Below are 16,665 nucleotides of genomic sequence, written 5' to 3' on the forward strand. Positions count from 1 at the left end.
GTAAGATGAGCAAAAAACAAGTAGCTACAACAAAAGCACCCGGAGCAATCGGTCCTTATAGTCAAGCTATAACCACGGGTAGCTGGGTATACACTTCAGGACAACTTGGTCTGAATCCGGAAACGGGTAATTTGGTTGAGGGTGTACAAGAACAAGCGCGTCAAGCGCTTAACAATGTACAAGCGATTCTTGAGGAAGCTGGTGCAACACTAGACCATGTAGTAAAGACAACTGTATTCTTAAAGGATATGAATGATTTCGCGGCCGTTAATGAGGTTTATAGCACCTTCTTTAAAGAACCTTATCCTGCCCGCAGTGCTATTGAGGTTGCGCGTCTGCCTAAAGACGGACTTGTTGAGATTGAAGCGGTAGCTCGTAAGAAATAAGGAGTTATCCTTTGCACTTTTATTATTTTACCAAAATGGCAGGCTAAGGTGGATAACCCTAGCCTGCCATTTTTTATATTAGAATTAGTAACTTCTGTATCTCCGATACCTGCTACGGCGGGGTTTGAACAATAACCAGATGCTGTAAAGAAGCAGGAGGCCTGCTGTAATCATTCCGGTTAAATAGACATCGCTGGTCTCTTTGTGTTCCAAGGCAATCGCAATGAAGGCCCACACGAATACGAGTGGATAAATGCTATCTCGGTAAGGATAGCTGACCACAATTGCAAGTAGAGTTCCTACGCAGAGCATGATAACGCCCCAGGTGCTACCGCTAAGACCCCAACCTCCCCAATGATTCTTTTCTAGAACAACGCTGATGTTCACGATAGTAGCCACAGAGATCCAGCCAAGGTATATACTAAAGGGTAGCTTCATCAGCCATTTCTCGCCTGAGGTAGGATTAGCGATCAAACGTGTTTTTCGGTAAATGACAATCAGTGTGATTAACATCAGCACCATAGCAACCAGAGAGAGCTCAATGTATAAGTATTGCCAAAGGAAGAGCCAACTCATATTAAAAATACAGCTCAGAACAAACCAGAACTGAACCGCCCGCACAGAATCTCTAGAGGCTGTATAGGAGCGGAATTGATAAATAATGAAGCCGGCTAACAGTAGATAAATCAATGACCAGATGGAAAACGCGTAACCGGCAGGTGTGATGTAGGTCTGATATTTATCAGAGATTTCTCCAGTGCTGTGCCCGCCTAATGGTAAGGTGACCGAGAGCACATTCACGATAATCACACCTAAAAAAAACAGAAGATTCCACCATTTATAAGGATTATAACGTCTCAAATAATTCACTCCCTAGCTTTTTAATAGGGTGATGCTTACTTAGAATATACCCGCTTTCGGCACAATTAAGACTATAAACAAGAAAAGAAGTGACTAGCGAGTCATAATGTTCATGGATAGTATGGTAGTGGTGAAGGGTATTTTACGATAGTGGCTAGAACATTTATTAAAAATATGCTGAAATGAATCAAATTCATGGGTGTTTCTACGTACTTCAACTTTATTTGTATAAAAATCTACAGAAAATATGCAGAAACGTTTTTAAATCAGCGCTTTTTCGTATAAGATGAAGAGATGAAGATTCAAGAGCAGATAAGTTTTATCCTAGTTCTTTATCCTTATATTTCTTACAGGAGTGTATCTCATCTCTAAAAGGATGGAGAAACTACTTCTACTTGTATAGCTTCAAAATTTATTTCTCGCGGAAAAGGTTGCAGTTACCACCTGATGGTGGCGGACTGGTTCTTTTTTTGCTTGCTTAAAAGACAGGAGATCACCGATGACTAAGCATCTTTATGCAATATGGTTGGGGGATGTGTTATTTTGCTTCTCTGGCGAAACTTCGGAGCCGAAGGTTGACGCTTGGACCCGAGTGGTGAAGCGGCTGGAGCTGCAGGGAGGAGTTCGCCCTTTTGCGAGTGCTGCTCTGCGGCTCGCAGAAGTGAAATATCCGGCTCCTCCTGTAGAGGGGAAGCCAGCACGCCGTGGATTGCCCGGAAGAACATTCGAAGGGCTCGCCTTAGTCCCTAGCGATGCATTTGAACTGCTTCTGGCATGGGATGAGACGTTATGCCGAGATCAGGGAGTAGAGCCTGGAGGCGAATTGCGCTATTGGGCGGCAGCAGCCCGCTTTGCGCTGGAATTGATGGGTACTGGCGGCGTTACGCCAGGAGCCTTGCCCCCACGTCCGGTAGGTTCACGCCGTCGTGGTGGTGAACAAGCAGCAACGGTCTGCTGGTCTCCAGCTTTTCGAAAGCAGGAGGATAAGGAGATCTTTCTGCAGCTGGCGTCGTCCATGCCGGTATTGGCCTTAGGGACGCATATAGCTGAAGCGGGGGATTTATCTTCGAGGGAAGAGGCAGGCGCCTATGTGCTTTACTCCTTTATGCAGGCGGTAATGACTGCAGAGATAAAGAAAGTGATTGCGGGTATTGAAAGTGAACTTACCCCTTACAAAGCCAATTATCGCCGGGGTTACTCCCCTTTAACTGAGCTGTGGTGGAATAGTCTTCTTACAGGCAGCCGGGATATACCCGTGCAGGGAACGCAAGCAGAGGTGACAGATCTTCTGGCTACTGTGAATGAGACAGCTGGTAGCGATGTGCCGCAATCGGAACCTGAAGAAGCGCGGAGTGGACAGCTGGGTCTTGGGCTACGTCTTGAGCCCCCTGGAGATAATGAAGAAATCTGGCGGTTAACCTTCTGGGCGGAGAACAAGGAAGAAGGGGAATTCTGGATTCCGGCAAAATCGATTTGGAGCAGTAAGGAACGAGAGTTTACGTTATGGGGGAAACGCTATCGAAATATACAGCAGCAGCTTCTTATAGCGCTGGGCCGAGCGGCAAGAATCTCTCCAGACATAGAGCGCGCTCTTTCTATGCCTGCACCTACGGGAGCAGATTTGGAACCAGAGCGTCTTTATTTCTTTTTGAAGGAGACGGTGCAGCAGCTGCGTGAGCGTGGAATAACCGTGCAGATGCCATCGCGCTGGAGCCGTGAGGGACGCCGCCGGATTGGCATGAAAATGAAAATGCAGCCGGTAGTGAGTGGGATTGATAGTCCTGCTCCAGTGGCTCTTGGGATGGAAGAGCTGATTTCATTTCGCATTGAAGCCTCACTTGGGGAGAGTACAATCAGTGAAGAAGAACTAAACGCACTAGTGGAGGCAGGCGTACCCTTTGTACGTTTCCGCGGAGAATGGATTGAGGTAGATCCTAAAGAAATTCGCCAGGTTCTTAGATATATGAAACGCCATGAAAATGGGGAAATGACCGCAGCCGATTGGATGCGCCTAGAGGCTGAGGATGGTGAAGAGCGGCTCTGGAAAGGGATGTCGGTCACGGGGATGGAAACATCCGGACTATTGTCATCGCTGATGCGGGGCGACATATTGCGTAATCTTCCAGTGCGTGCCGTACCTGAAGGTCTGCACGGCACCCTGAGACCTTATCAGGAGCGCGGCTATCAATGGCTCTCCGTTCTCAGTGGTCTGGGATTTGGGGTGTGTCTGGCCGATGACATGGGTCTCGGTAAGACGGTGCAGGTCATTACCTGCCTGCTGGACCGCGCTTTAAGTGCTCCACCTGAAGAGAAGCAGGAGCCTGTGCTGATTCTATGCCCAACCTCACTTTTGGGGAACTGGCAGCGGGAATTGCAGCGCTTTGCGCCTTCGCTTAAAGTTCACATTCATCATGGTGGACGCCGAGTGCGGGGAGATAGCTTTTTAGAACTGGCTGCCAGTCATGATATTGTATTGACGACCTATCATTTAGCAGGTCGTGACAGCGAGGATTTAGCGAATGTTCAGTGGTCCACTGTGGTGCTGGATGAAGCTCAGTATATTAAGAATCATCGGACGAAACAGGCGCAAAGTGTGATGAAGCTATCAGCGCCGCATCGCATAGCTATGACGGGGACACCAGTAGAGAACAGACTAGGTGAGTTATGGTCTATTTTTCACTTTTTAAACCCGGGTTACCTAGGAACCTACCATTCCTTCCGGCAGCGTTATGTATCTGGAGAGGGTGGAGAACGACTGCGGGAATTGCATCGCTTGGTATCGCCATTCTTGTTGCGCCGCTTGAAAAGCGATCCGGATATCTCTAAAGATTTACCGGAAAAGCTGGAGCTGAAGTCTTATTGTCCGCTGACGGAAACACAGGCAGTCCTATATCAGGGTGTCGTGGATGAAATGCTTGGCGTGATTGGAGAGAGTAGCGGGATGGCTCGCAGAGGACTCGTGCTGTCTTCTCTAACGAAATTGAAGCAGATTTGTAATCATCCTCAGCTATTCCGCAAAGAAGAAGGCAGGGGTCCGCGAAGTGAGCATTCCGGTAAAATGGAAGTCATGTTCGAGATTCTGGATAGCATTGCGGAGGTCGGAGAATCTGTGTTGATCTTTACTCAATATGTAGCGATGGGTGAGCTCTTGGTTAGCAAGCTGACTAAGCGTTATGGAACAGCGCCGCTATTCTTACACGGCGGAATTCCAAAACGAGAGCGCGACGAGATGGTTCATGATTTTCAAGAGGGAAAAGGCCCATCCTTCTTCGTACTTTCTTTAAAAGCGGGTGGTGTAGGGTTGAACCTTACAAGAGCTAATCATGTCATCCATTATGACCGTTGGTGGAATCCGGCAGTCGAGAATCAGGCGACAGACCGGGCATTCCGAATTGGTCAGGATAAAAATGTTCAAGTGCATAAGTTGATTTGCCAAGGAACGTTGGAAGAACGTATTGATGAATTGATTGAGCGTAAGAAGAATCTTTCCGAGCAGGTTGTTGGCTCTGGCGAAACATGGTTGACTGAGATGTCCAATCATGAGCTGAAGGAACTTATTGAACTGCAGGATCAGGACTGGATGTAAGACAGATATGAGTGTTACGGAGGGATCGAACAATGAGTGAACGGTTAGAGATGCGGCTGGAAGTTGTGCCTGGATTAGTAAAAGCAGCATGGTCGGTGCTACCTGGGAAAGTGACGGGAGGGTCTCGGTCGAAGGGTGAATTGAACGCCAGTGCGCCTGCTCAGGAACAACAAGCGGATCGACCTCTCTCTCTGAAGGTTCCGGTATGGCATGCTTCCCGAAGAAAAGAAATATTACGAAGTCTGGCACTAAGTCCCGGGGAAGTATTTTCCCTGCTGCAAGGACGTTTGACGGGTGAGCTGGCAGAACTTGAGCTTCTACCTACGGATAGTGAGCTGGAGCAAGCCCTTTTTGAGGGTGAGGGTTTGGAGCATAAGGCGGAAACTTTGAAGCTTATTAAAGAACGTCTTGCTGAAGAGCCACTGCTGGCACTTTCGCTGAGAGGATTTACTAAAGGAGAGCTCTTGGACGGAATTTTTGCCCTTTGGGCTGAAGGGGATATTTCTAGCGGCGAAGCTGAAACAGAGGAAGAAGAGGCCTCGGTTAGTGAACTTTCTACAGAATTGGCTCGGCTTGAACGCAAGGGTCCGGCCATTTCCTCTGGCGAATGGCTGGCAGAAGCGGCTGCTGAGGGTTCTCTACATCAGCCTGGGCCACAGTTCCATGAGATTGCGGCTAGACCGTTTCCTTCGCCTGTAGTAGTAGCTGAAGTTACAGAAGACTGGGGAACGTTGCTACCGCAGACACCTAAAGCCATTGAGGGATTAACTTTGATTATGCAGCGGGTTGCAGAAGCGTCTGCACGTCGGGCGAATAAGGGTCTGATTAAGCGGTAAGTGAAAATACGAAAGAGGCTGTCTCAAAAGTAGTGAATGCTACTCTTGAAACAGCCTCTTGTTTTGCCTAATTATCTAACAGAGTATCTGGTTAGTTATTCTAATGCTGACCAGCAGGAGGCAATTCTCCTTCTGAAAGCTCTAGAATTTCGCGGCGAAGACGAAGCATTTTTTGATCTAGTTCATCAGCGGCGCGCGCGGCTTCTTTCAGTTCCTCAGCGACATGCGAAGGCAACTGCTTATCGAATTTATAATACAGAATATGTTCCATGCTTGCCCAAAAGTCCATAGCTAGGGTGCGCAGCTGGATCTCAGCCTTGACCCAGCGTGTTCCTTCCAGTAGGACGAGTGGGATACCGACTATAAGATGAAGGCTTTGATATCCGTTTGGTTTAGGATGAGCTATATAATCTTTAATCTCAAGCACGCGGATGTCTTCGCGTGTACTAAGATGATCTACTAAACGGTATATATCTTTAACGAAGGCACATACAATCCGCATTCCGGCAATATCGTGAATGTATTGCTCCATATTTTCCAAGCTGAAGCCGTAGCCTTTGCGCTCCATCTTTTGAAGAATGCTCTTTGGTTCTTTGATCCGGCATTTGACATGTTCGATGGGACTGAAGCCGTCGCGGGATTGCCATTCCGTCTTGATCACATCAATTTTATTCTGAAGATCATTTAACGCGTGGCGATAGAGTGCCGGTAAGGCTTCGAACTCGTTAACCAGTTTGGCGAAATCCTCGTTGCTGTTACCTTGCCACTGTTGCAGATCCTTTACGTGTACCTGTAGCTGACTAAGCGTAAGCTGTGTGCTCTCATGTTCTTCCACTGAAACTCTCCCGATTTCGTTATTTGTGATAATTCTATTTTAACCGATGTAGAACCCCTGACGCAAAATTACATTCAAAATTAGGAAATATAACCCATATGTGTAAGAGGGAAGTGGCTTAAATCAATTAGTATGGATTTTATAGGAACATTCTCCTCTAAATCGCGTATTAAAGCACATTAATGAATCTACTCGATACATTTGGTATGATAGAAACACGTATCGCTGGAGAGGGAGGAACTGTAATGAGTTTTATCAAAAAAATTAAAGATAGCGCGAGCCGGGTTACCGAAAAAGCCCAAAACTCAGTAGAGATCGGCAAGCTGAACGGACTTATTTCCGATGTTGAACAAGAGATGGAAGTTGAATTTACGAAAATGGGCAGACTTTTTTATGAAGGATATCGTTCAAAGGATATGTCGGTAGCTGAAGGTAAAATGGTGGAGCTGTCCCGTAACTGTTCCAAACTTCAGGAAAAAATCGAAGTCCTGCGGACACGAATTGCTGAGCTGAAAAATGAGCGGTTATGTTCCTGTGGTCATATTGTGGCGCTTGATGCAAACTTTTGTCCGAAATGCGGAAGTAAGCTGGAACCATTGTCCGCTTCGAGAAGGGTGCCTTCCACACCGGTATTTGTTCAATCTGTGAATGAAGATGACGAAGATCAATATTATGGTGCAGATGAGCTTACGGATGAAGAGAAGGAAATTGCAATGAAGCTGCACCCGCAGAGTGTCGTATATGCTGAAGTTCAGCATCCGGATGATGAGCTGCCACTTGAGGAATATAAGGCGAGCGAGCAAGATATTGAGCGGGAACGTAAACAAGCCGAGCAGCTGGAACGGGAAAGAAAAAGACAGCTTGAACTAGACCGTCGCTTCGGCGAATGGCACAAGAATGAGCATCAGGAGGAATCTGCGGTCACTGAGGACCATGGTGTACGAGATATGATCCAGTGCCAAATCTGTCGGAACGAATTACCTAAGGGCTCCTTATGGTGCCCGCGATGTGGGTCAGAGCAAATATAGTACGGATTTCAGTCAGCTTAGGGGGACAACAAGATGGAACAGCTGCTGCTGCATCTGCGCAATCTGGGCTTCACGGAGATGGAGTCCAAAATTATGGTAGAGCTTGCGACAAAAGGTCAGGCTTCTGGCTATGAGGTTGCCAAACAGCTCGGAGTTTCAAGATCGAATGTGTATGCGGCGTTACAACGCCTTACGCAGCAGGGATATGTACGATGTGGCGAAGGAGAACCTGCGCGGTACAGTGTTCTCAATCCAGAGGAGCTTGCGACCATGATCTCGGGACGGGTTCAAGCTTCACTGGCTTATATGGAAAGTGAGATGCCTCGCGGTGGACCTGTTAGCCCTTCGTTTTATAATGTGGAAGGTGACCGCAATGTATTGGGCGCTCTTATTCGCCAACTTAATATGGCTGAGCAAGAGATCGTAGTGGATATGTGGCGTGAGGAAGCGTCACTTCTACGGAGTGAACTTGAACAGGCGGAGTTGCGTGGCGTTAGACTCTTGTGGGCGTTTGATGGTGGCAATGCTGCTCCTGCCGCCTATCCGGTATGGCCGCCTCTCGGAAGAGATACTCAGCGAACAGATGGACGGAAGTTCTCATTCGTGATCGATCGGAGCTGGTGTATGCTCGGGATGCGCTATGAAGATGGATCGGCACAAGCGGTTGTAACCGAGCACCCGGTGTTAGTAGATCTGCTATTGAATCATTTTGCACAGGAAATGGTGCTGTTCGAGCTGGAGCAGGATATGGGCGCAGAATTAGAAGAACGTTATGGTGAGCGTTACAGCAAAATTCACAGCAAATATGTGATGCATGATCCAGGCGATGATGGGGAAGAACAGGCGCAGTAGCTATTACAGGGAGGTGAAAAGCATGGAATGTATCGTACATTTTGAAGTGGTGCATGAGGATGGTCCTAAAAAATTGCGTGGACTGCTGTTTCTGGATAAAGGAGCAAGTCCCGGAGAAGCAGAGCTAGTTGAAATGTTCAAGGACATGAAATTTAACGTGAGACTGGAAGATCGCGAGAAATTGATCTTTAAACCGGTAAATCCGGGCGATTTCGTGGAGATCCGAATTACGGGTTATGATAATGGGCAAGAAAAGAGCAAGGATGACCATAATTTAAAATCTATCGTTGGAAATTTATTGCCACAAAAACCGACAGGTCTATAAAGTGGGGAGAAAGGATTCATTGATGGGAGAAGGAGGAGCACTATGGAGCTGTTGAGACAAAAGGTGTTAAAAGAAGGTATTGTACTCGGGCAAGGCGTGCTCAAGGTAGATTCTTTTCTGAATCATCAGATGGACCCCTTTCTAATGCGTGAGGTTGGCCGTGAGTTTACCCGCCGTTTTTCCGGCGAAGAGATTACAAAGGTACTGACGATTGAATCTTCGGGAATTGCTCCGGGGATTATGACGGCATTAGAGCTGGAGGTTCCGCTGATTTTTGCCCGTAAGCAGAAATCGTTGACGCTCACAGAGGATATTTATGTAGAAAAGGTTTACTCCTTCACGAAGAAAGAAACGAATGAAATTACCGTTTCCAAGAAGTTCATTGCTCCGGGTGAGCGAGTTCTGATTGTCGATGATTTCTTGGCGAATGGCGAAGCTGCCTTCGGACTTGCTCGTATTGTTGAGCAGGCAGGAGGAAGTGTGGTTGGGATTGGTATCGTGATCGAAAAAGCGTTCCAGCCAGGAAATCGGTTACTGCAGGAAGCTGGTTACCGGGTAGAATCACTCGTGCGAATCGCTTCACTGGAGGATGGAAGAATCTCTTTCGTGGAAGAAGAGGAAGGGCTACTTAGCTAAGACTCTTTGGTGTAGATTCGGATGAAGTTAACACAAAACAGCAAGAGACAGGTTTATAAGCCTGTCTCTTGCTGTTTTTTGTGATGTACGGGTATGGATTACCCGTTGCTACCGCATGCCGCTGCAGGATCGGCGTGGCGCTGCGCGCTAACCGCCGCCAGCGGCGAGAGCACCCGCAGCGATCCAGGCTCGCAGCGCACGGCAAGCGGCCCTTTGCCGAAGCTCTCGCCATCGCCGATCGCCGGCCGGGCCTCTGCGAAGTTGACGGCTACGCTACGTCCACGCAGCATCGACACGAAGGGCAACGCTACATGCTTGCCCTTCAGTACCGTTGGGAACAGCCGCAGCAGCTGCCCGCGGCTACACCCGTGCACGACGCAGACGTCGAGCTGGCCGTCATCGGCCTTCGCCTGCGGGCAGATCAAGAGCCCGCCGCCGTAGCTGGGCAGGTTGCAGACCGAGACCAGCCATGCCTTTTCAAAGACGTGCTCCGTCCCGTCGCACGCAACACTCACCCGGCATGGCTTAAACGTCATCAGCGTATGCAATATGCCGATGATATAAGCCAGTTGGCCTGCACCAATGGCATTGCACAGCCGTTTGTAACGGCTGGCATTCACATTCTCGGCCACCTGAGCATCAAAGCCGTTGGCAACGGCTGTTAAAGTCAGTCCGTTTGCGCCTGAGATCAGATCGGCTTCGATATACCGTTCGCTAAGTGCAGCTTCCAGCGCTGCTTCAGTCGAAAGCGGAATGCCGAAGCCGCGTGCGGAGTCGTTACCGGAGCCGGCAGGGATGATTGCCATAGGAATATCTTTGCCACGAAGGGCACCCAAAATGCTGTGCAGCGTGCCATCGCCGCCAATTACAATCGCGGCTTTCCAGTCCTCACGGTGTTTAATTGTATTTAGAACGAGGGCTTCTGCACCCTCTGCGCTATGCGTAAACAAGGTCATATATGGCAGCATCCGCTCTTTCATGAGCGCCTCTACAGTATGCCAGGTCCGCCCGCCTGCGCCCCCGCCGGAACGCGGGTTTATGATGAATAGATACATTTAAATTCCTCCAGCCTGTAGAATTCCGTTGATGCCCGTCTTTCCATTGTAAGGAGTGGATGGGCAAAAGGGAATACTTTTCAGCGATAAGAGGTGTTAGTTCAGCGGTGTTTATAGATGCCGAATCTGACTTTCTGCGATATCCCCAACCCAAGGGAGCTTATACCATCTGCTGCTTAAAGCTTGATAGATCATAAGCAGCCATATAGCAAAGCTGCAAAGAGAGAGGATTGCACTCAACAGGGAACCGAGAAAAGGGATAAATCCGGTTAGGACATGGAGAATCATCAGCACGCCGAACGTAAGCAGTGATTGCAACGCGTGGAACAGCACGAAGCGGTTGCGTTTCTCCAGAGCGAGAAAGACAACACCGCCGATAAAAGGGAAAAAATAGCACAGCGCGCCCGCAATATTATCGGGCAATCCGGTGGATGATTTGAAAGGGGACAAAGGGCTCACTCTCCTTCTACTTGGAGAAGAAGGGGGTTAGTTCGCTACTCCTTCTTCCTTAAAAGCCTATGACTTGTCAGGAAAAAGTATGTTTAGCTCATTGTGGGTATAATATACTTTTCCAACAGCTTGCGGGGGTTCTTCCAATTGTTTGTCTTACTCTCTGCTGTAAAGACCACTACCGTATCTAACTTGGGTAGGATAAGGATTTGCTGTCCGCCATGACCGTGGGCAAGCTTGTAGGGTTGGCCGCTCATCGTACCCACCCAGAACTGATATCCGTAATCTCCAAAAGCCGGGTATCCCGTAGTCTGTGCAGTTAGTGCTTCTTGCAGCCAATGCTTCGGAATGATCTGCTGCTTTGCAAATACGCCGTTATTAAGCAGACACATACCAAATTTAGCCATATCTCTTGAGTTTAAGTACAGACCAATATGTCCCATACTATGTCCTTCGGGACTCGGTAACCAAGCCGTGTGAGTCATTCGGAGAGGGCTAAATAAATGCTCAGCAGCATAGGTGAATGCATCGAGACCTGTAGATTCACTAAGGATCATCGAAATCAGATGGGTGTCGATACTACGGTATTGAAATTGACCGATATGTTCCGGAATTATGTTCATACTAAGAGCAAAGGAACCCCAGCGGCGACTACGATGGAGATTCCGGACGAAAGGCTCCCCCAGCTTCTTGCCCGTGATCCAGCTAAATCCGGAAGTCATGGTAAGCAGATGACGGAGAGTGATTTTTGATAAATGAGGGGAGTGCAGGTATGGAACATGTTTACGAAGTACCTTGGAAACCGAGACATCGATATCAGGGATATCTCCCCGATCGATAGCGATTCCGGTAATTGCGCTGATAAAGCTTTTAGTCGCAGATCGAAGATCATTTAATGCCCCGGCATGATGGTTGCCGTAATAACGTTCAAAGATGAGCTTGCCATGGCGAGCAATAAGCATACTATGCATCTTTGGATATTCTTTCTGAATAGCATAATCAGCTTGTTCAAGACCCTCACGGCGCGTTGCAGTTTCCTCGGGTAGCGCGGTAGTCATCGCGGGAACTACGTTATAAGATGAAGTCAGTAATGGTGTAGGTTGGCCCATAATGATCTCCTTTTCTTGCTGTGGTATATGCTAGGTGTGGCCTGCTATAGAGCATATTGTATTTTAACCCGACACGAGCAATATGACTTACGAAGAACATTGTAAAAAAATAAAAATTTTCCAATTAGCACATTTTACAAGGAAAGGTGGAAGTTGGACCGGAATATGATACAATATAACGATAAGGCCCGAAAGGGGTGATTCAGTAAGTGGCTCTTCGGGTAATAAAAGTGTCAAGGAGCTTTCGTTCAACAGGCGTCCTTACTCTCAGCCCAAATCACGACGAACCTGCTTCACCGGCGAACCAGTATCTCAAGGCTTTGAAGCTTTGAATTTTACGTTTTGGCGGATAATGCAAGCCACGTATGTGTAATGGTTGCTTCACTTGCATTCGAGGTTACGGCGTACTTTTCATCATGCATTCTCTACAACGGAGCATTCATTTTCAATGTTTTGGGAGGGAACTGATCATGGCAAGTAAAGGTCATAACGAAGTCAAGGAAAGTTTACGGGAAATGACACGTATTTTCCGGCCCAAAGATCCCAAGAAATTCGTAAAGGAGTACGTCCGAAAATATCGGATTACCGGAGGCTATGAAGAAGAACTGACCATGGTCGTGGAGCATGAGCTGGTAAAGATGAATTCATCCGTCTCCTAGCTAACAGATACGAGTGTCACTTACTTTTGACATCATTTTGAGTAATAACATCCACGAGGATTCTTATAAACCGTGCCCGAGCAGCGTTTGTTGCAGGAATCGGTTTTTTTTGTATGTACATTTATGAATAAGAAATATTGTCTCTCATAAAATAGTCAAATGAATTAATAGACACATTTCACAATGAATGCGCTTTAACGATCATTTTTTATTTGATTGCGTTTTCAAAAAACGCGCATAAATGCAGGTAGGACAAGGAATTATTATGTCGAAAATTACAATGTGAACTAGTTGTGAACGATTGACAAAACTTTCCCTTAAACTTATATTAATAGTGATTGTTATAATTGACAGAAAAAAACAGGAACCTACGAAATCGGGAAAAGCGGGGTAGATCAATGATGAAAACGTGGCAGGCTGTAAAGCGACTCCTTCCCATGACCGCTATGTTTGGTCTCTTTCTTGCCGGGTGCGGCCGTGAGGACTTGTCAGTGCTCAGACCACAGGGGCCTCAGGCGGAAATGTCTTATGGATTAATGGAGCTGTCGATCAGTATTATGATCGTCGTGTTGCTGATTGTCTTTACGATTGCAGCTTATGTACTGATCCGTTTCCGTCGAAAGCCGGGTCAGAATGAAATCCCTGAGCAGGTTGAGGGTAGCATCAAGCTTGAGATTCTCTGGACGGTCATTCCGCTTATCCTCGTAGTGGTACTGGCAGTTCCAACGGTGAAAGCAGTGTTCGCCGCAGGAGATGATCATGCCAATGACAAGGATGCGATTAAGGTTAAAGTAACCGGCCACCAATATTGGTGGGAGTTTGAGTATACCGATTACAAGGTGACTACAGCGCAGGATCTGATTATTCCAGTGGGCAAAGATATTGCTTTTGAACTGGAGACTAAAGACGTGCTGCACTCCTTCTGGGTCCCTTCCCTTTCCGGTAAAATCGACACCAACCCAGCCGGGACGATTAACCGCTTCAGCTTCAGTGCACCTAATGAAGGCGTTTACCGTGGCAAATGTGCGGAACTATGCGGGCCGTCTCATGGATTCATGGAATTTAAGGTGAAATCGGTTAGTGAGCAAGATTTTCAGAAGTGGATAGATTCGATGAAAGCACCCGTAGCTGTGCTGCCAGAGGATCCTGCTTTAGCTGAGAAGTTCAAAGCGGCGTGTCTGACTTGCCACGCTGTAGGTGATCAAGGGATTAATAATGCGCCGAACTTGACCGGAATTGGTTCTCGGGAGTCGATTGCAGGGATCCTGCTCAACGACGACACGAGGGAGGATGGTGCACCAATTGAGGAGAATCTCAAAACATGGCTGCATGATCCACAATCCGTAAAACCGGGAAATCTGATGCCTAACCCCAAAGATCTAGGCCTAAGTGATGCGGAGATTGATGGCATTGCTGAGTATCTGGCCAACTATAAGCTGGACTAATGCCTTAGCCTAAAGGCGGGCGGAACTTTCGAAAAAGGGGGTACGAACTTTGGCTCAAGCAGCGCATACCTTGAATTCATCCAAGCCTCTGGGGCATGGCCACAATGTGAAGCGCCATACAGGACTTATGGATTGGCTAACAACCGTCGATCATAAAAAAATCGCAATTTTGTACCTATGGGCCGGAGGATTATTTTTTGGTATCGGCGGAATTGAAGCACTTCTGATTCGCTGGCAACTCATCAAACCAATGAATAATTTTTTGGATGCCCAAACGTTTAATGAACTTATTACCATGCATGGTACGACGATGATATTCCTCGGCGTCATGCCAATCATCTTCGCCTTAATGAATGCCGTCATACCGCTACAGATCGGTGCACGTGACGTAGCCTTTCCTTTTCTAAATGCACTTGGCTTCTGGACCTTCCTGTTCGGCGGAATTCTACTGAATCTCAGCTGGATAATGGGTGGCGCTCCTGATGCCGGATGGACCTCCTACACCCCACTATCTACGAGTACATACAGCACTACACACGGTGTAGACTTTTATACGATTGGTCTTCAAATTGCCGGATTAGGTACCCTCATCGGGGGGATTAACTTTCTAGCCACGATCATTACGATGCGCGCGCCGGGAATGACCTACATGCGGATGCCGATGTTTGCTTGGACTACATTTATTACTTCCGCAATTATTTTGTTTGCATTTCCAGCAGTTACAGTAGGTTTAGTACTGCTGACATTCGACCGGATACTTGGAGCCAATTTCTTCGAGGTTGGGGCTGGGGGTAATCCGGTGCTCTGGCAACATATCTTCTGGATATTTGGTCATCCAGAAGTATATATCCTCATTCTGCCTGCCTTCGGAATTATATCGGAGGTTATCCCGACTTTTTCACGGAAGCGATTGTTCGGGTATAGCTCAATGGTGTTCGCTACCATCCTGATTGCCTTCCTGGGCTTCATGGTTTGGGCTCACCATATGTTCACTACCGGACTTGGGCCGGTAGCTAATGCGTTGTTCTCTGTATCGACGATGTTGATTGCGGTTCCGACAGGAATCAAGATTTTTAACTGGTTGTTCACGATGTGGGGCGGGCAAGTACGTTTCACGACACCAAACCTGTTCGCGGCAGGATTCATTCCTACCTTTACGATGGGTGGCGTCACTGGCGTCATGCTGGCTTCTGCGCCTGCTGACTTTCAGTTCCATGATACGTATTTTGTTGTAGCACATTTTCACTACGTTATTGTGGGCGGCTTGGTGCTTGGCCTGTTTGCAGGTCTGCATTACTGGTGGCCGAAGATGTTTGGTCGGATGCTAAGTGAGAAGCTGGGCAAATGGACCTTCTGGACGTTTATCATCGGATTCCATCTGACATTCTTTGTACAGCATTTCCTTGGACTCATGGGGATGCAACGTCGGGTATTCACGTATTTGCCGAATCAGCAATTCGATTTGTTGAATTTAGTCAGTACAATCGGTGCTGGATTGATGAGTGTGGGCATGATTATATTCTTGGTTAACATCTATCTAACTTCAAGAAGACCGGCGGATGCAGCTAATGATCCGTGGGAGGATGGACGTACACTAGAATGGACGATTCCTTCACCACCACCAGAATATAACTTCAAGCAAACCCCACTTATCCGTGGTATTGATGCATTCTGGAAAGAAAAGATGGCAGGAAATAAAGGCATGACTCCGGCAGAACCGGTCGGCTCGATCCATATGCCGTCTGCAACTATATTGCCGTTTACTATGTCTGTTGGAATTTTCATCGCTGGACTTGGCTTCATGTTCAGTCGGGATGACTTCGGCAACGCCTTTATGAGCTTTATGTTTAATAATTATATCGTTACAGCCATCGGTCTTATCATCACGTTTGGATCTATGCTGTTGCGTTCGCTGTATGATGATCATGGATGGCATATTGAACCTGAAGAGCTGGAAGGAAGTGAGCGGACATGACAACGGCACATGCAGAAGCTTCTAAGGAAGAATTTCCTCACGAGCCGGAAAAAGCTACGCTCGAAGGACGAAACAAGGTTCTTGCCTTTTGGTTGTTTCTAGGTGGGGAAGCGGTATTGTTCGGTACGTTGTTCGCTACGTTCCTCGCATTGCGTAATCAGACGAATGAGGGGCCATCGGCGAATGAATTGTTTCACTTGCCGCTTGTAGCTGCTGCAACATTCATTCTTTTGGTAAGCAGTCTGACGAGTGTATTCGCTATCCAAGCGATGCATAGGAACCGTCCGGCTGTGCTTCGTAACTGGCTTTTGGTAACTGTAGCCTTAGGGCTTGGCTTCCTGATTCTGGAGATCTATGAGTTTACTCAATATGTGAGACACGAAGACTTCGGAATGACTACAAGTGCATTTAGTTCGGCATTCTATACATTAGTAGGATTCCACGGTGCGCACGTAGCTTTCGGGATTGCATGGATCGCCATCCTGATTGGGCAACTCATGCGTAAAGGATTAACCGTAGTTACTGCACCAAAAGTGTATGTGTCAGCCATGTACTGGCATTTTATTGATGTGGTATGGGTCTTCATCTTTACGGTTGTATACCTACTTGGAAAGGTGGGCTAGACAC

At 47.5% G+C, this 16,665-nt stretch carries 16 protein-coding genes; 11 read left to right on the forward strand and 5 right to left on the reverse strand.

Translation table 11 applies throughout. The features are described 5' to 3' along the window. Nucleotides 1–5 precede the first annotated feature (5 nt). Nucleotides 6–386: a RidA family protein gene (locus tag NSS87_RS02530; RefSeq protein WP_042184517.1), complete on the forward strand. Its 381-nt coding sequence runs from the start codon at nt 6–8 to the stop codon at nt 384–386. Nucleotides 387–470: 84 nt separating this feature from the next. Here NSS87_RS02530 and NSS87_RS02535 read toward each other — a convergent pair whose 3' ends face one another. Next, nucleotides 471–1,247 (reverse strand): TspO/MBR family protein, encoded by a 777-nt coding sequence (locus NSS87_RS02535; RefSeq protein WP_042184519.1) that lies wholly within the window; start codon nt 1,245–1,247, stop codon nt 471–473. Between the two features lie 499 nt (nt 1,248–1,746). Here NSS87_RS02535 and NSS87_RS02540 point away from each other — a divergent pair, with 499 nt between their 5' ends. Beyond that, nucleotides 1,747–4,833: a DEAD/DEAH box helicase gene (locus NSS87_RS02540; RefSeq protein ID WP_339244540.1), complete on the forward strand. Its 3,087-nt coding sequence runs from the start codon at nt 1,747–1,749 to the stop codon at nt 4,831–4,833. Between the two features lie 32 nt (nt 4,834–4,865). Next, nucleotides 4,866–5,669 carry a hypothetical protein gene (locus NSS87_RS02545; protein WP_339244541.1) on the forward strand — a complete coding sequence of 268 codons (804 nt, stop codon included), beginning with the start codon at nt 4,866–4,868 and terminating at the stop codon, nt 5,667–5,669. A gap of 100 nt (nt 5,670–5,769) precedes the next feature. Here the strand turns inward: NSS87_RS02545 and NSS87_RS02550 are convergent, their stop codons facing one another. Then, the gene (locus tag NSS87_RS02550; protein ID WP_042193221.1) at nt 5,770–6,444 is read right to left on the reverse strand and encodes a GTP pyrophosphokinase family protein; all 675 of its coding nucleotides are present in this window, start codon (nt 6,442–6,444) and stop codon (nt 5,770–5,772) included. Nucleotides 6,445–6,749: 305 nt separating this feature from the next. Here NSS87_RS02550 and NSS87_RS02555 point away from each other — a divergent pair, with 305 nt between their 5' ends. Genes NSS87_RS02555 through NSS87_RS02570 form a run of 4 tightly spaced genes read left to right on the forward strand, consistent with a single transcriptional unit; the run spans nt 6,750 to nt 9,345 of the window. Next, nucleotides 6,750–7,532, forward strand: coding sequence for a zinc ribbon domain-containing protein (locus tag NSS87_RS02555; RefSeq protein ID WP_339244542.1), 783 nt, complete (start codon nt 6,750–6,752; stop codon nt 7,530–7,532). A gap of 33 nt (nt 7,533–7,565) precedes the next feature. Next, a complete protein-coding gene (locus NSS87_RS02560) occupies nt 7,566–8,384 on the forward strand; it encodes a helix-turn-helix domain-containing protein (RefSeq protein WP_339244544.1) in 819 nt (272 codons plus the stop codon). Between the two features lie 22 nt (nt 8,385–8,406). After that, entirely contained in the window at nt 8,407–8,709 is a 303-nt protein-coding gene (locus tag NSS87_RS02565; RefSeq protein WP_042184527.1) for a hypothetical protein, read from the forward strand. A 42-nt stretch (nt 8,710–8,751) separates the two neighbouring features. After that, a complete protein-coding gene (locus NSS87_RS02570; RefSeq protein ID WP_042123794.1) occupies nt 8,752–9,345 on the forward strand; it encodes a xanthine phosphoribosyltransferase in 594 nt (197 codons plus the stop codon). Between the two features lie 98 nt (nt 9,346–9,443). On the opposite strand, the gene NSS87_RS02575 is transcribed toward NSS87_RS02570, so the two are convergent. The 3 genes from NSS87_RS02575 to NSS87_RS02585 all read right to left on the reverse strand — a co-directional run bounded on the left by NSS87_RS02575 (nt 9,444) and on the right by NSS87_RS02585 (nt 11,959). Continuing rightward, on the reverse strand, nt 9,444–10,400 hold the full coding sequence (locus NSS87_RS02575; RefSeq protein WP_339244546.1) for a diacylglycerol kinase family protein: 957 nt from the start codon (nt 10,398–10,400) through the stop codon (nt 9,444–9,446). Between the two features lie 111 nt (nt 10,401–10,511). Continuing rightward, nucleotides 10,512–10,850: a hypothetical protein gene (locus tag NSS87_RS02580; protein WP_060626766.1), complete on the reverse strand. Its 339-nt coding sequence runs from the start codon at nt 10,848–10,850 to the stop codon at nt 10,512–10,514. Nucleotides 10,851–10,942: 92 nt separating this feature from the next. Continuing rightward, nucleotides 10,943–11,959, reverse strand: a complete 1,017-nt coding sequence (locus tag NSS87_RS02585) for a serine hydrolase (protein WP_339244548.1) — start codon at nt 11,957–11,959, stop codon at nt 10,943–10,945. Nucleotides 11,960–12,429: 470 nt separating this feature from the next. Between NSS87_RS02585 and NSS87_RS02590 the strand changes: the two genes are divergently transcribed. From NSS87_RS02590 to NSS87_RS02605, 4 genes are all read left to right on the forward strand, one after another. Further along, nucleotides 12,430–12,618, forward strand: a complete 189-nt coding sequence (locus tag NSS87_RS02590) for a hypothetical protein (protein WP_042123803.1) — start codon at nt 12,430–12,432, stop codon at nt 12,616–12,618. Between the two features lie 398 nt (nt 12,619–13,016). Continuing rightward, a complete protein-coding gene (coxB, locus tag NSS87_RS02595; protein WP_042123804.1) occupies nt 13,017–14,063 on the forward strand; it encodes a cytochrome c oxidase subunit II in 1,047 nt (348 codons plus the stop codon). A 127-nt stretch (nt 14,064–14,190) separates the two neighbouring features. Further along, entirely contained in the window at nt 14,191–16,038 is a 1,848-nt protein-coding gene (gene ctaD / locus NSS87_RS02600; protein WP_042193223.1) for a cytochrome c oxidase subunit I, read from the forward strand. Then, a complete protein-coding gene (locus NSS87_RS02605) occupies nt 16,035–16,661 on the forward strand; it encodes a cytochrome (ubi)quinol oxidase subunit III (protein ID WP_042184533.1) in 627 nt (208 codons plus the stop codon). Before ctaD ends, NSS87_RS02605 begins: the two co-directional genes overlap by 4 nt. Nucleotides 16,662–16,665 lie beyond the last annotated feature (4 nt).

Origin of the sequence: Paenibacillus sp. FSL F4-0243 (assembly GCF_037963295.1) — a bacterium.
Classification (GTDB): domain Bacteria; phylum Bacillota; class Bacilli; order Paenibacillales; family Paenibacillaceae; genus Paenibacillus_AQ.

What these genes read in the sequence shown, in the direction of transcription:
- NSS87_RS02570 (WP_042123794.1), top strand. Translation starts at nt 8,752, where the DNA reads ATGGAGCTGTTGAGACAAAAGGTGTTAAAAGAAGGTATTGTACTCGGG.
- NSS87_RS02540 (WP_339244540.1), top strand. Translation starts at nt 1,747, where the DNA reads ATGACTAAGCATCTTTATGCAATATGGTTGGGGGATGTGTTATTTTGC.
- NSS87_RS02560 (WP_339244544.1), top strand. Translation starts at nt 7,566, where the DNA reads ATGGAACAGCTGCTGCTGCATCTGCGCAATCTGGGCTTCACGGAGATG.
- NSS87_RS02590 (WP_042123803.1), top strand. Translation starts at nt 12,430, where the DNA reads ATGGCAAGTAAAGGTCATAACGAAGTCAAGGAAAGTTTACGGGAAATG.
- NSS87_RS02575 (WP_339244546.1), bottom strand. Translation starts at nt 10,400, where the DNA reads ATGTATCTATTCATCATAAACCCGCGTTCCGGCGGGGGCGCAGGCGGG.
- NSS87_RS02605 (WP_042184533.1), top strand. Translation starts at nt 16,035, where the DNA reads ATGACAACGGCACATGCAGAAGCTTCTAAGGAAGAATTTCCTCACGAG.
- NSS87_RS02555 (WP_339244542.1), top strand. Translation starts at nt 6,750, where the DNA reads ATGAGTTTTATCAAAAAAATTAAAGATAGCGCGAGCCGGGTTACCGAA.
- NSS87_RS02530 (WP_042184517.1), top strand. Translation starts at nt 6, where the DNA reads ATGAGCAAAAAACAAGTAGCTACAACAAAAGCACCCGGAGCAATCGGT.
- NSS87_RS02545 (WP_339244541.1), top strand. Translation starts at nt 4,866, where the DNA reads ATGAGTGAACGGTTAGAGATGCGGCTGGAAGTTGTGCCTGGATTAGTA.
- NSS87_RS02565 (WP_042184527.1), top strand. Translation starts at nt 8,407, where the DNA reads ATGGAATGTATCGTACATTTTGAAGTGGTGCATGAGGATGGTCCTAAA.
- NSS87_RS02585 (WP_339244548.1), bottom strand. Translation starts at nt 11,959, where the DNA reads ATGGGCCAACCTACACCATTACTGACTTCATCTTATAACGTAGTTCCC.
- coxB (WP_042123804.1), top strand. Translation starts at nt 13,017, where the DNA reads ATGATGAAAACGTGGCAGGCTGTAAAGCGACTCCTTCCCATGACCGCT.
- ctaD (WP_042193223.1), top strand. Translation starts at nt 14,191, where the DNA reads ATGGATTGGCTAACAACCGTCGATCATAAAAAAATCGCAATTTTGTAC.